The organism is Lacibacter sp., assembly GCF_057361365.1.
This window is the reverse complement of the sequence record NZ_JBMQSG010000006.1, coordinates 81063-94305: the sequence shown is the minus strand read 5'-3', so window position 1 is coordinate 94305 and position 13243 is coordinate 81063. Positions and strand designations below refer to the sequence as shown.

Below are 13243 nucleotides of genomic sequence, written 5' to 3'. Positions count from 1 at the left end.
AGATAAAGAAGCAAAAAGGTCAGTGACTAGCGATTGAAAAAATATCCAATTCTAAAGCCTGCATAACTGGACCTAACGGTGCCATAATCGCTATCACCACCGGGCAAAAGATTGAGTAAACCAATATTGTAATTGGCTGCGATGAACAAACCACCTTTAAATTCGAAACCGATCATGCCATTTAAACCTAGGTCAAAAGCACGATAATCATCTTCCATTTCATCGTTGCCAAATTTTAATTTGATCTTTTCAGTGTCGCCATCCATTTTTTCAATTGTCTTTCCAGCTACGGCAAATGATAAAGACGGGCCAGCACCAACAAAGAAGTTACCATAGCTTCCGTTTGAATTGAAAAGCACATTCACTGGAATTTCAATATTATTAATACGCTCAATGGCTTCATAATCGGAACCGTAGATGTCGTCATCTTTCATTTTCATTCCTTTTTGAACGAAATTTATTCCAGGTTGAAGCGATATATGTTTGCTGAGTTGGAAGTCTGCTACTAACCCCGCCTGAATACCAACGCTTGATTGTGGAGAGTAGGATATATTGTCCTCTTCATATTTCATATTGGCAATAGATGTACCGGCGTGAATACCAAACTTAATTTTAGGGCTTTGAGCTTTACTTGCATTTGCGATAAACAAAAATGCTGAGGCGATGAGTAATGTCTTTTTCATGTTTGTAAGTTTTAGTTGTTACTGATTAAATCATCAATTGACAACACAAACCTAGTTTCACTAACCGGCTGTTCATAATTGCAATGCACTACGTACTGGCAGGCATTGGCACAAATACCACAAAAAGGGTATGGTAAGGTGAAAACACAGTTGTGATTTGCAATAAATGTTGCTACCTTAAAGGACATAACTACTTTCTGCAAAACAGAATCGCTCGTTTTGCAGGAAACCCCAAAACCAATTGACATGGATACGACTCATCCCCAGGTACTGTTATTCCAGTACATCAAAACTTCATTACCATCTCATATTTCATTGGTTGATCAGGTAGCTGATTTACTCAATATCAGTAACGATAGTGCTTACAGGCGTATACGGGGAGAGAAAGAAGTTTCGCTTTCTGAGTTAAAAACACTCAGCCAGCATTTCAAAATATCCATCGACCAGGTGTTACAATTACAAAACGAATTGATTGTTTTTCGTGCACCGGAAATAAATGAAGAACGTGTTGCATTTAGTGATTATTTGAAAGCAATGCTAGAATACATGAAGTATTTCAACACGTTTACCACTAAGAAAATGCATTACTTCTGTAAAGACATTACTTTTTTTCATTTTTATCTATATCCTGAAATTGCTGCATTTAAAACTTTTTTCTGGAGTAAAACTATTAAAGATTCGCCTGAATATAAAGGCAAGTTATTTTCACTTGAAGAGTTTCCGTTATTGGATTGTTACCTCCTGGGTCAGGAAATTATTCGGGAGTATAACAAAATTCCCTCGCTTGAATTATGGAATGCAGAGAGTATCAATAGCACACTCAGCCAATTGAAATATTATAAAGAAGGCGGCTATTTTAAGCATCCTGAAGATCTCAATATTGTTATTGATTCTTTCCAGAAATGTCTTGATCACATTGAACTGGAGGTTGAAAAGGGAATTAAGTTTATGCCCGGCGATTCAGAAATCGTTTACCGTGCGCCTCTCCAGTTTTACGTAAACGAGGTGATTATCGGCAGCAACACTATTCTGCTTGAATTGAATGAGGAGAAACTTTCATTTGTTACGTATAATGTGCTGAGCTATCTCATTACCAAAGATCCCCGCTTTAATGAAAAAGCATTTGCAAATTTTTATACATTGGTGAGTCGCTCAACGCAAATAAGCGCTACCGGCGAAAAAGACCGTAACCGATTTTTTAATGCCATGCGGGAGAAGGTAAATGCGTTAAAAGTTTAATACCAACCGCATCGCTTAATTTTGTGCCGGTTATGGCGCAAGAATCAATTAAACTTATTGAATGTCCACGTGACGCTATGCAGGGTTGGAAAACGTTTATTCCAACCGAGCAAAAGGTCAGGTACCTGAATTCATTGCTAGAAGTGGGTTTTGATACAATTGATTTCGGGAGCTTTGTATCGCCCAAAGCTATTCCGCAAATGGCGGATACAAAGCTGGTAGTACCTCAACTTAAATTGACGGATTCAAAATCGAAGTTATTGGTAATCATTGCAAATGAAAGAGGTGCAGAGGATGCAGTTTTGTTTGATGAAATAAGTTATCTCGGCTTCCCTTTGTCCGTTTCAGAAACATTTCAGCAACGGAATGCAAATAGCTCGATCCAGGAATCGCTTAAAAGGGTAGAGGCCATCCAGGAACTTTGCATTAAAAACAACAAGCAGTTAGTAGTATATCTTTCCATGGGTTTCGGCAATCCATATGGCGATCCGTGGTCGGAAGAGATTGTTTTCAAATATGCGGATCAATTAGTGGAGTTAGGTATTGAAACAATTTCACTGGCTGATACAGTAGGATTGGCGGCAGCCGAGCAGGTAAAACGAATGATGGGTTATCTTGTTCGACAATTGCCCGATACTGAAATTGGCGTGCATCTTCATTCAACCCATATTAACTGGCGGGAAAAGCTGGCTGCAGCTCATGAAGCTGGTTGCCGACGATTTGATGGTGCCCTAAAAGGAATTGGAGGTTGCCCGATGGCTGATGATGAATTGGTGGGAAACATGGATACAGAAAAGGTGATCGGTTATTTTGAAACGAAAGCTCCATTGAATCTTAACAGAGATGCTTTGCAAAAAAGCCTTTTAATAGCAGGCGAAATATTTAACTCATGAACTTCATTGCCAATATTGACATACGGCCATTACCGGAACCCGTTACACATGAGCAATCCATTTTATTGGTGGGAAGTTGTTTTACGGAGCATATTGGAAATAATTTAAATGATTTGAAATTCAATGTGCTGCAAAATCCAAATGGTATTCTATTTGAGCCGATAAGTGTTTGCCGGAGTTTGATTTCCTATATACAAAATAGGGAATATACAGCATCAGATTTGTTTCAATATAACGAACTCTGGCAAAGCTGGAATCACCACAGTCAATTCTCAAGGCCAAACCAGGAACAAGCTCTGGGGCAGATCAACCAATGGCAGCATACGGCACATCAATTTTTGAAAAACGCTGATTGGTTAATTATCACCCTTGGATCATCGTTCGTTTACAAACTATTGGACAATGGTCAGTTTGTAGCCAATTGCCACAAAGCTCCTGGCCAATGGTTCGAAAAATACCTGGTTCCGATAGATGAGCAGATCGCCGAGTTGGATAATACCATTCACCAACTATTTCATTTTAATCCGAAACTCAAGATCATTTTCACCATCAGCCCGGTAAGACATTTAAGGGATGGCGTGGTTGATAATAACCGAAGCAAAGCACGTTTGCTGGAAACGGTGCACCATTTGGTTAATAAGTTCGACCGGTTGTTTTATTTCCCGGCTTACGAGCTGGTGATCGATGTGTTGCGTGATTACAGGTTTTATGATGTTGATCTTGCACATCCGAATTATGCGGCCACGCAATTTGTAATGGAAAAGTTTTCTGATTATGCATTTACAGAATCTACAAAACAGCTGATCAAAGAGATCCGTCAGCTTGTAACTGCACGAAATCACAAAGCGTTTCATCCAGCATCCCAGCAACATAAACAGTTTCTGATGAAGCATTATCAATTAGCCGAACGGCTTCAGGGCGAATATCCGCACCTTAACCTGACCGCTGAGCTAGAATACTTTGGATAATAAGTAGTCGTATAATTAACATTATGTTAAACAGCCCGCCACCAAAAGCCCACGCACTCGTGGGAACTAGTACCAGCCCGATTAAATAATAACTAAAGCTCCTATTATGAAGGATTATAAAGTGAAGGATAAGATACTTAGAAAGCTGTCAGAAATCGAACCCCAGAAACCCACTATTAGCACAATGGAGATGGCGGCTTTTTTAAAAGTATCACATGAGCAAGTTTATGCATGTTGTTTTGAGATGGCTAAAAGAGACCACATTAACGCAATGAACATAGCAACTAAAGGTGCGAAGTTTGCATATGAAATATACTCTCACCCTGTAGGCGAAAACTTCATAACAAATAACGGAGGCTACACAAGGGAATTAAATAAAGAAAGATGGGATTCGTTTCCGCAAAGAAAATGGTGGCTAATAGCCATCTTCTCTTTTTTAGTTGGGTTTATCGTTGATGTAGCCAAACCCCTAATAACTGCATACATACAAGAAAAAGCGCAATACCTGCAAAAAGATAAAGCCACTCAAACCAAATTTGATACTCCCAATAAAAGCGAATAAATCTCTTGCGCAAGATTCATTGTAATCGGCAGGCATTAATAAAAGCTGAATCATCGTAAGCCAGCCCTTGCGGGCTATTCCCTCGGAGTTTTTGGTGAGCCATCCGAGCGGTATTAGTTATTCAAAACTTACTAATCCCGCTCCACAAACCAACCTGTTTAGACATAATGTTATGTTATCAGACGTTCTCACCTAAACCGCATTCTTCCAATTCGCCGTGGGAAGCAAAACATAGCTAACACACCACCCTTGCCATTATGTTTTGCTTCCCACGGCGAAAAGTCAGAAAGCTACATACTGCGTAATGCAAGAGCGAGCTTGTGAGAAGTCTTATAACAAATCTTTATGTTAAACAGACATAAGGCAATTTTATTTTGACATTTGCTGCTTTTCAATGATGAACGGAATCAGAGTCTCCAAATCAATACCCGCCCTGTTTAATGCATCCATAATTTCATCACGGTTCACATTTGCTGCAAAGCTTTTTTCTTTCAATCGTTTCTTAACTCCTTTCAATTCCATACCTGCATAACCTTCGGGTCGCATTAGACTGTATGCATGAATTAATCCGCTGAGTTCGTCAAATGCATACAACATTTTATCCATCCTCGTTTCCGGTTCAACACCAAAATGGTTTGGTCCATGACTGGCAATTGCTCTAATAATTTCGGGATCAATATTCCTGGCTTCAAGTTCCTCAATGATCTTTCTGCAGTGTTGGTCTGGCCATTGATCCCAATCGGCATCGTGTAATAAGCCAGCCATTTCCCAGCGCCATTGATCAGCTTCCGACAAATGCTCTTTTTCCTGTGCCCAGCATTTCATCAAATGACCAACCTGCCTCATGTGCAGCTGCAGTCGCTCGTTTTTAACCCAATCTGTAAACAGGTTAAATGCTTCATCTCGACTTAAAACATTGCCTTTATTTTGCGGATTACCAAAGCTTGTTCTGTTCAATTTCAACGACATAGCTTATTGTTTCTTTTTATTAAATGTAATAAAAAAAGACCGTCCTTTTGAGACGGTCTTTCCAGTTATGCAAAACTGAGTCTATTGATTCAAGGCTTGGTATTTTGCATCAAATTCTTTCTCTTTATCCTTGTTACCGAGGAAACGGTGTGCTTCTGTTAACAGGTATAAAGTTGATTTGTATTCGTTCTTTGTACGCTTGTCTTTCAACTGATCTGCTGTCATTGCAGTATAAATAACCAATGAATTATCAAGGTGCGGAAGTGCTTCCTTCATCTTGTCTTCCATTTGCTTCTTCATTTCAGTCTTCTTTTGCGTATCTGCAGGAGTTGTTCCTTTGATCTTCTTCATTTCGTCTTGCAGGAATGCGGCTTCGTTGAAGTAAGTTTTACCCAGCAATAAATGAGCATCCGGTTGCTTAGGATCAATTTCGATAGCATTTTTCAAAAGAGAAACGATCCTAGCGAAGTGTTCAGGTTTTTGTTCTGCTGTTGCTTTTGAATCCATGTAGAGCCAGTTAAAGATCTCAGCTGCGTAATCGTAACGCAGTTCATAATCTTTTGCATCGGCCGCAATTACGGTTTCATATTTTTTAAACACTTCTAACGGATCGGCTCCATTCTTACGCATTTTATCGAGCTCGATGCGATCGTAGTAAGTATCTTTTGGATAAAGCTTACGGCCTGTTTCTGCATATTTCTTTGCAGCTTCTGCATCTTTTTTCTGATCGTAATAATATGTGAGGTAGCGATAAACAACATCGTAACCTTCGCCACCAATATTCGCATCAGCAATTTTCTTAAAGAAAGAAACTACTTCTTCTTTATTTTCCAGTTGCATTGCTGCTGCACCGGCATAATAATAAAGAATGGTATCAACTTCACTCAACGCCCACTTGTTGGAATAAATAAACCGACCAACCTGGTCAGCTTTTTTATAACCATCTAATGCACCCTGGTAGTTACCACTATTGTAAAAAGTGTTTGCTTCTTTTTGTAGCTCCAGGTAGTTTTCAAACACCGGGTACTGGCGGGTCATCATAAAGATTTCCGCTTGTTTTTTATCAAGCTCCATTGATTTTTTGTAAGCTTCAAATGATTGCATCCACGCATCAGGAACTGTGGCTTTTAAATTAGCATCTTTTGCAATTTGGCCATAGATCAATCCTTTATAATACCAGGCTTCCCAATTCGCTTGTTCTTTTTCATTTGCCAATGCAAGGTCAACTGCCTCTTTTGCTTTTACCCAATCTTTTTTATCGTATGCGTTACGGATCTTCTTTACATCCTGTGCAGAAAGACCCAGGCAAAACAGTACAGCAACCGCTGAGAAAAGAAATTTTTTCATCTCTTTATTTTTTGTGTTTTATTGTTTTTTACTGATTGTCTGTTGATTCTGGTGTTTCGTCGGTCGTTGTTGTTGTGTTGTCAGTAATATCAGTACTATCAGATGCTTCTGATGTTACATCAGTTGCATCAATAACTTCAGCTACTTCTTCTTCATCTAATCGTGTGATCGCTGCAATTTCATCGCCATCATCTACTCTTATCAGCTTAACACCCTGCGTTGCACGGCCTTGTTCACTGATCTGGTTCACTTTCATACGAATGGTTATACCGCTCTTACAACTGATCATCAGGTCTTCTTTCTCGGTTACTTCCAGCATACCAACCAATGAACCGGTTTTATCTGTAACGTTAATGGTTTTAACACCTTTACCACCACGATTAGTGATACGATATTCATCAACAGCGGTACGTTTTCCATAACCTTTTTCACTCACTACCAACACAGTTCGGGTTGTGTCCTCCCTGTTAACACAAATCATACCAACCACTTCATCATTCTCGTCATCCACTTCAATACCTGCAACACCTATTGCACCACGACCTGTTGGTCTTACTTTTTCTTCAGGGAAACGAATTGCACGACCGCTCTTAACAGCCATCATGATCTCACTATTACCGTCGGTCATTTTAGCTTCCAGCAACTCGTCGCCTTCTACGATGGTGATGGCATTTACACCGGTTGCACGACGCCTGCTAAAGTCTTCCAAAAGAGTTTTCTTAATGATACCCTTTCTTGTACACAATACAATGTAATGATTCTTCACAAATTCTTCATCTTCAATATTGGCTACATCAATGATAGCTCTCACCTTATCATCGGGCGGTAATTGCATAAGGTTTTGAATAGCTCTGCCCTTACTTGTTTTATCGCCTTCAGGAATTTCGTAACTCTTCAGCCAGTACACTCTTCCTTTTTCGGTAAAGAATAAAAGGGTGTGATGAGTAGATGCAACAAATAGATGTTCTACATAATCTTCTTCCCTGGTTTTACTACCAATAGCTCCCCTGCCACCTCTGCGTTGCTGACGGTACTCTGTAGCCGAAGTTCGTTTAATGTAACCATGATGTGAAATGGTAATCACCACATCTTCTTCTTTAATAAGATCTTCAATACGTACTTCGTTATCTAAATAAGTGATCTCGGTTTTACGCTCATCACCAAACTTATCTTTTATTTCGAGTAACTCTGTTTTGATGAGTTCGAAACGCATGGTTTCGTTTGACAAGAGTTCGTTGAGGTGGGTGATGAGTTTCATTAACTCATCATATTCACTCTTGATCTTATCACGCTCCATTCCGGTTAAGCGCTGAAGACGTAACTCCAGAATTGCTTTCGCCTGTATTTCATCAAGGCCCCAACCTGCATTGATCAGATTATCTTTTGCAATATCAGGCGTTGCTGAACTGCGGATGAGTGCAATCACTTCATCAAGATGATCTAATGCAATGAGGTAGCCTAACAAAATATGGGCTCTTTCCTGTGCTTTACGTAATTCAAATTTTGTACGACGGACAACAACTTCGTGACGGAACTCAACAAATTCAGAGATAAGCTCTTTGAGGTTGAGTGTTTTCGGGCGGCCTTTTACAATCGCCACGTTGTTGATACCGTAAGATGTCTGCAGTTCTGTATACTTGAATAACTGGTTAACAATTACGTTAGCAACAGCATCACGTTTCAAATCAACAACAATACGGGTACCTTCTTTCTGGTTACTTTCATTGTTAACGTGAACAATACCTTCGATCACTTTATTATTTACCAATTGACCGATCTTATCAGTTAATGCGTCACGATTTACCTGGTAAGGGACTTCGGTAATAATGATCTGTTCACGACCACTTGTTTTGGTTTCGATGGTTAGTTTGCCACGTAACACAACCCGGCCACGTCCGAAATGAGCACCTGCTTTAATGCCTTCCATACCGTAAATAGTTCCTGCTGTTGGAAAGTCAGGAGCTTTTACAAACTGCATTAATTCATCAATGGTAATTTCCCTGTTATCGATATAAGCTATACATCCATCAATTACTTCGCTCAGGTTATGCGGCATCATGTTAGTAGCCATACCAACCGCAATACCACTTGAACCGTTTACTAATAATTGAGGAATACGAGTAGGAAGAACAGATGGTTCTTTTTCTGAATCATCGAAGTTGTTGCTGAAGTCAACTGTTTCTTTATCGATATCATTCAACATACTTTCGGTAAGACGTTCCATTCTTACCTCGGTATAACGCATGGCGGCTGGTCCGTCACCGTCCTGGTTACCAAAGTTACCTTGTCCATCAACCAACGTATAACGCATGCTCCATTCCTGTGCCATTCGTACCATTGCATCGTATACAGATCCATCGCCATGAGGGTGATACTTACCAAGCACCTCACCCACCACTCTTGCACTTTTCTTATAGGCTTTATTGTATTGCAAACCCAGTTCGTTCATGGCATATAAAATGCGGCGGTGAACGGGTTTTAAACCATCTCTAACATCAGGCAAAGCACGGCCGACGATTACCGACATCGAATAATCGATGTAAGCGGTTTTCATTTGCTCTTCGATATTTACGGGTATGATCTTACCGTTATTATCCTGCCCGTTTTCCATTGTATTTTCTGTTTGATCCATAGCTTAAAATGTCGCTTAAATTGAAGCGGCCAAAGATACCGAAAAGCACACGGAACCCGATGGAAAAACAGGCTTTATTTTCACTGTTTTTCAACAATTTATTGCAGTTTGTGGATAAGAAAATGAAGGTGATTTTTTGACTCGAAAAACGGATCAGAAAACGTTGGTTGGGCATCCCAAACCTGAACGTTTTTTGCTGCCACGACCACCACCGCCCGAACGACCTCCTGAACGGTCGCCACCGGTGATACGGTAAGTGAATGTTAAACCAAGAAAGTAGTAATTGTCTTTGTATTCGGAACCACCTCTTTTTTCAAGATCAACCGGGTATGGATCTATGGAGTGACCTGGTAACTCAGGTGTACGGAAAGCCATCTCAACAGCTTTTGGTCCACGTGATGCAAACAATACGTTTTCATCAACATAAGAACGACTCACATCATCAATGTAATCGGTAAATGTTTTGCGATAGCCAAATTCAGCACCAACATCAATTCTATCGGTAAGCACCATGCGAACACCAATACCTAATGGAATGGCGAACTGAACTAAACTATACGGCTGACGATCTGGATAACCAGCTAATCCTTGTCCTTCGGTTGAAAGCGGTTTCAGGAAAACTTTATTACCAGCTTGATCGTATGCATAAGGATTGAAATGAAAACCTGCAAGCCCACCAAACACATAAGGCGAAAACACCCTGTCGGTCATTCCCAGGAAATGATATTCTGCAGCAGCATGTAATTCGATGATATTAGTTGAGAAACTGAGGTTGCGTAATACGTTGGCTGGATTTTCCTGGAAACGATCCTCTGCTCTTAATTCAGCAAAATGAAATCCGCCACGCAACATCACATAAGGATTAAGGTCGTAACTGGCCCAAAGTCCTACACTATACCTGGCTTGTTTAAAATTGATGGGCTTTGACTGCAGATCGCCATTGTAATTGGCCATACCGCCAAAAAGGTTTAAACGTAAATCTTGTGCTGATAGGGCTGTAATTGATACCGCAGTAAGTAGGGTTAAGATGAATTTCCTTTGCATAGTAATTTGTTTTGCAAAAATAAAGCCAGTCTTACAAGGATACGTCAATGGTTAAACGTTTAAATAATTGAATTCGTATGGCAAAGTAACTGTTGTTTCATTATAAGTTCATGAAATTTCTTAACCTTGCCGCCGTATAAAAAGCATATTCAATGAAACAAGATAACGGTCAATACTATCCTTCTTATTTGCAATTGGAAAAAATTCTCGACAGCCAGCATCCGTTAAGTTTTGCTGAAGGACAACAACCGGCGCATGATGAAATGCTGTTCATCATTATTCACCAGGCTTATGAATTATGGTTCAAACAAATTTTGTTTGAACTGGAGTTTGTAAAAAAAGTATTCAGCAAGGAAAAAGTGGACGATAATAGTGAAGACCTGAATCTTTGCCGCCATCGGTTAAAACGTGTAACAAGTATTCTTGCTTTGATCAATCAGCAGGTGACGATCCTCGATACAATGACGCCGATGGATTTCCTGGAATTTCGTAACCTTCTGACTCCTGCTTCGGGTTTTCAAAGCAAACAGTTCAGGTTAATTGAAGCAACGCTTGGTTTGAAAATGGAAAAGCGTCATCAACATGATTATTACAAACGCACCAACGAAGGTGGTTTTGCTGAAAAGGATTTTAACGACATCAATTCTATTGAATCAACTCAAACAATTCTTCAACTGATCAATCAATGGTTGGAACGTATGCCTTTCTTTGATGAAAAATTCTGGAAAGGTTACGCTGCAATATATCCCTCAACAGAACTCCATCCATTCTGGAATGATTACCGCAGCATTTATGAAAACAGTTTAACGGAACGGGAACAACAGAAGCTGGCTGATTTTGATGCACAATTCATCGATTCAAAAACTGCAGATGGATCGCTCAGCGATGCAGCGATGCGTAGTGCATTGTTCATTATGTTGTATCGTGACTTCCCCGTGTTTCAAACTTCGTTTCAGATATTGGATACGCTTATTGAAATTGATCATTGGCTGGCCGGCTGGCGACACAAACATTTTGTAATGGTGCGTCGTATGATCGGTATGCGTGTGGGAACCGGCAATACAAGTGGTGCAGGGTATTTGGAAGGTGCAGTGCAACAGCATTACATCTTTAAAGACCTTGCTGCACTTTCTACTTACTTAATTGAACGTAGAAAACTGCCGAAGCTGCCTGATGAGTTGATCAAGGCATTAGGATTCATTAGCTAAGAGATAACGAATAAAAAAAGTAAAAGAGGGAATACAGTTATTGTATTCCCTCTTTGTTTAAAAGTAAATAAGAAAGGCTATCGCTGCAATCGATAACATCAAAAGCAAATAGCCTGTCCAGAAATTTCTGTCTTTGTTTTCATCAACAAGTTGTTCGTTGTATTTCCCTTTAAAGCCACTAAAACACCAGAAGACAAATCCTCCGATCATCATAGGAACAAGAAAAGCAAGATGTTTATCTCCTGTCATTTTTCATCAGTATGAATACACCAAATAACCCCAAGGTGCCAATGCAAAATCCTGCCCATCGGTTAAATGTTCATGCTGGTTGGCAAATACATTTTGTGTTTCACCGGCAATAGCACCTTGCAATTTTGTTGTTTGTGGTTTGTTTGAAAGATTAAGGATAACCAATACTTTCTTTCCTCCCTTTTCTCTTGTATATGCAAATATTGCATCATCGTTAGAAGAAACCAGTTTTGTATAAGCTGCATCAACTGCTAATGCTGCTGTGCTCTTTCTTAAACCAAGTAATGTTTTGTAAAAAGCTGCACGTTGGTATTTGCCAAACGCAATGGTGTCTTTGTAGAAAAATGAAATTGAATCAAGGAAAGGTTCTTCTTGTCCGCTGTAAATTAAGGGCAATGTATTTTTCCATGTTTGACTTAACACGGCAAACGGAGCATGCACTGCGCCGGGCATTGTTTCATAGTCGGCTTTGTTCCAGCTGTTCTCATCGTGGTTGCTGGTAAAGTACATTTTAATATAGTTAGGGTTATATGTTTCATCTAAATGGCGGATGACTGTATCGAGAACCTTTGCACTTGCTTCACCTTTTGCAACTTTCTTCATCTTCGCAAAACCATCCCAGCCATAGGTTGCATGAAAACCTGCATCATGCAACCAGGCAACATCACCTTCGGCCAACATAAAAATATCAGGCTTTACTGTTTTTAATTCCGTAATACATTTTTGCCAAAAGCTGCGTGGCACTTCCATTGCCACATCGCAACGGAAGCCATCGATCTTTGTTTCTGTTAACCAGAACTTCATGGCATTGATCATACTATCGTGCAAAACAGGATTCCAGAAGTTGAGATCACGTGTATCACTCCAATCAAATGCAAAGGCCAATGTTCCATCAGCTTTCTTTACAAAAAAATCAGGGTTGCTTTGCATCCAACGATTATCAGCACCGGTATGGTTGGCCACCCAGTCGGTAATAACTTTAAAGCCCTGTTCATGTGCTTTATTCACTAAGTTTTTCCAATCATCCATTGTTCCAAATTCCGGGTTCACAGCTGTATAATCTGCCACTGCATAATAACTTCCCAACACACCTTTACGATCTGTTTTGCTGATGGGTGTAATGGGCATGAACCAAAGTATCTCCGCTCCCATTTCTTTTAAACGTGGAAGGTTGGCTTCGAATGCCTTGAACGTGCCTTCTGCAGTGTATTGACGCACATTGACTTCGTAAATATTTGATTGCAAAACATAAGATGGCACAGTGTGTGCAATTGTCTGTTCAGTTGTTTGGCTGGGTTTATTTTTACATGAGCTAAATAACAAGGCAAGTGCAGTTATTGCACCGGTGAATTTTTGGAGAGTCATAATCATTAGTTTGAAAAGGAAATTTAGAAACTTTTTGTTTATGGTCCGGAAAAACCTAAAGATTTTAATTCATGCCCCTGTCCT

Annotated in this window: 12 protein-coding genes; 5 read left to right on the top strand and 7 right to left on the bottom strand. The window is 39.9% G+C overall.

Annotated elements, in window-relative coordinates:
• Positions 1–26: 26 nt before the first annotated feature.
• Positions 27–683, bottom strand: a complete 657-nt coding sequence (locus ACO1QW_RS03770; RefSeq protein WP_486255829.1) for a porin family protein — start codon at positions 681–683, stop codon at positions 27–29.
• Between the two features lie 246 nt (positions 684–929).
• Here ACO1QW_RS03770 and ACO1QW_RS03765 point away from each other — a divergent pair, with 246 nt between their 5' ends.
• The 4 genes from ACO1QW_RS03765 (at position 930) to ACO1QW_RS03750 (ending at position 4345) form a co-directional block, all read left to right on the top strand.
• Complete coding sequence (locus ACO1QW_RS03765; protein ID WP_486255827.1) at positions 930–1922, top strand: hypothetical protein; 993 nt, start codon at positions 930–932, stop codon at positions 1920–1922.
• 32 nt (positions 1923–1954) lie between these two features.
• Positions 1955–2815: a hydroxymethylglutaryl-CoA lyase gene (locus ACO1QW_RS03760; protein ID WP_486255825.1), complete on the top strand. Its 861-nt coding sequence runs from the start codon at positions 1955–1957 to the stop codon at positions 2813–2815.
• A complete protein-coding gene (locus ACO1QW_RS03755) occupies positions 2812–3783 on the top strand; it encodes a GSCFA domain-containing protein (RefSeq protein ID WP_486255823.1) in 972 nt (323 codons plus the stop codon). Before ACO1QW_RS03760 ends, ACO1QW_RS03755 begins: the two co-directional genes overlap by 4 nt.
• Positions 3784–3889: 106 nt before the next feature.
• Complete coding sequence (locus ACO1QW_RS03750; protein WP_486255821.1) at positions 3890–4345, top strand: hypothetical protein; 456 nt, start codon at positions 3890–3892, stop codon at positions 4343–4345.
• 369 nt (positions 4346–4714) lie between these two features.
• Here ACO1QW_RS03750 and ACO1QW_RS03745 read toward each other — a convergent pair whose 3' ends face one another.
• The 4 genes from ACO1QW_RS03745 to ACO1QW_RS03730 form a co-directional block, all read right to left on the bottom strand.
• Positions 4715–5314, bottom strand: coding sequence for an HD domain-containing protein (locus ACO1QW_RS03745; protein ID WP_486255820.1), 600 nt, complete (start codon positions 5312–5314; stop codon positions 4715–4717).
• Between the two features lie 81 nt (positions 5315–5395).
• On the bottom strand, positions 5396–6661 hold the full coding sequence (locus tag ACO1QW_RS03740) for a hypothetical protein (RefSeq protein ID WP_486255818.1): 1266 nt from the start codon (positions 6659–6661) through the stop codon (positions 5396–5398).
• A gap of 28 nt (positions 6662–6689) precedes the next feature.
• Positions 6690–9293, bottom strand: a complete 2604-nt coding sequence (gyrA, locus tag ACO1QW_RS03735) for a DNA gyrase subunit A (RefSeq protein ID WP_486255816.1) — start codon at positions 9291–9293, stop codon at positions 6690–6692.
• A gap of 153 nt (positions 9294–9446) precedes the next feature.
• A complete protein-coding gene (locus ACO1QW_RS03730) occupies positions 9447–10337 on the bottom strand; it encodes a DUF6089 family protein (protein ID WP_486255815.1) in 891 nt (296 codons plus the stop codon).
• Positions 10338–10489: 152 nt separating this feature from the next.
• Here ACO1QW_RS03730 and ACO1QW_RS03725 point away from each other — a divergent pair, with 152 nt between their 5' ends.
• Complete coding sequence (locus ACO1QW_RS03725; protein ID WP_486255813.1) at positions 10490–11545, top strand: tryptophan 2,3-dioxygenase family protein; 1056 nt, start codon at positions 10490–10492, stop codon at positions 11543–11545.
• A 57-nt stretch (positions 11546–11602) separates the two neighbouring features.
• Here the strand turns inward: ACO1QW_RS03725 and ACO1QW_RS03720 are convergent, their stop codons facing one another.
• Together ACO1QW_RS03720 and ACO1QW_RS03715 are read right to left on the bottom strand one after the other, a co-directional pair.
• Positions 11603–11794: a hypothetical protein gene (locus tag ACO1QW_RS03720; protein WP_486255811.1), complete on the bottom strand. Its 192-nt coding sequence runs from the start codon at positions 11792–11794 to the stop codon at positions 11603–11605.
• 6 nt (positions 11795–11800) lie between these two features.
• Positions 11801–13159, bottom strand: coding sequence for an alpha-amylase family glycosyl hydrolase (locus tag ACO1QW_RS03715; protein ID WP_486255809.1), 1359 nt, complete (start codon positions 13157–13159; stop codon positions 11801–11803).
• Between the last annotated feature and the right edge of the window lie 84 nt (positions 13160–13243).

What these genes read in the sequence shown, in the direction of transcription:
- ACO1QW_RS03770 (WP_486255829.1), bottom strand. Translation starts at nt 683, where the DNA reads ATGAAAAAGACATTACTCATCGCCTCAGCATTTTTGTTTATCGCAAAT.
- ACO1QW_RS03765 (WP_486255827.1), top strand. Translation starts at nt 930, where the DNA reads ATGGATACGACTCATCCCCAGGTACTGTTATTCCAGTACATCAAAACT.
- ACO1QW_RS03760 (WP_486255825.1), top strand. Translation starts at nt 1,955, where the DNA reads ATGGCGCAAGAATCAATTAAACTTATTGAATGTCCACGTGACGCTATG.
- ACO1QW_RS03755 (WP_486255823.1), top strand. Translation starts at nt 2,812, where the DNA reads ATGAACTTCATTGCCAATATTGACATACGGCCATTACCGGAACCCGTT.
- ACO1QW_RS03750 (WP_486255821.1), top strand. Translation starts at nt 3,890, where the DNA reads ATGAAGGATTATAAAGTGAAGGATAAGATACTTAGAAAGCTGTCAGAA.
- ACO1QW_RS03745 (WP_486255820.1), bottom strand. Translation starts at nt 5,314, where the DNA reads ATGTCGTTGAAATTGAACAGAACAAGCTTTGGTAATCCGCAAAATAAA.
- ACO1QW_RS03740 (WP_486255818.1), bottom strand. Translation starts at nt 6,661, where the DNA reads ATGAAAAAATTTCTTTTCTCAGCGGTTGCTGTACTGTTTTGCCTGGGT.
- gyrA (WP_486255816.1), bottom strand. Translation starts at nt 9,293, where the DNA reads ATGGATCAAACAGAAAATACAATGGAAAACGGGCAGGATAATAACGGT.
- ACO1QW_RS03730 (WP_486255815.1), bottom strand. Translation starts at nt 10,337, where the DNA reads ATGCAAAGGAAATTCATCTTAACCCTACTTACTGCGGTATCAATTACA.
- ACO1QW_RS03725 (WP_486255813.1), top strand. Translation starts at nt 10,490, where the DNA reads ATGAAACAAGATAACGGTCAATACTATCCTTCTTATTTGCAATTGGAA.
- ACO1QW_RS03720 (WP_486255811.1), bottom strand. Translation starts at nt 11,794, where the DNA reads ATGACAGGAGATAAACATCTTGCTTTTCTTGTTCCTATGATGATCGGA.
- ACO1QW_RS03715 (WP_486255809.1), bottom strand. Translation starts at nt 13,159, where the DNA reads ATGACTCTCCAAAAATTCACCGGTGCAATAACTGCACTTGCCTTGTTA.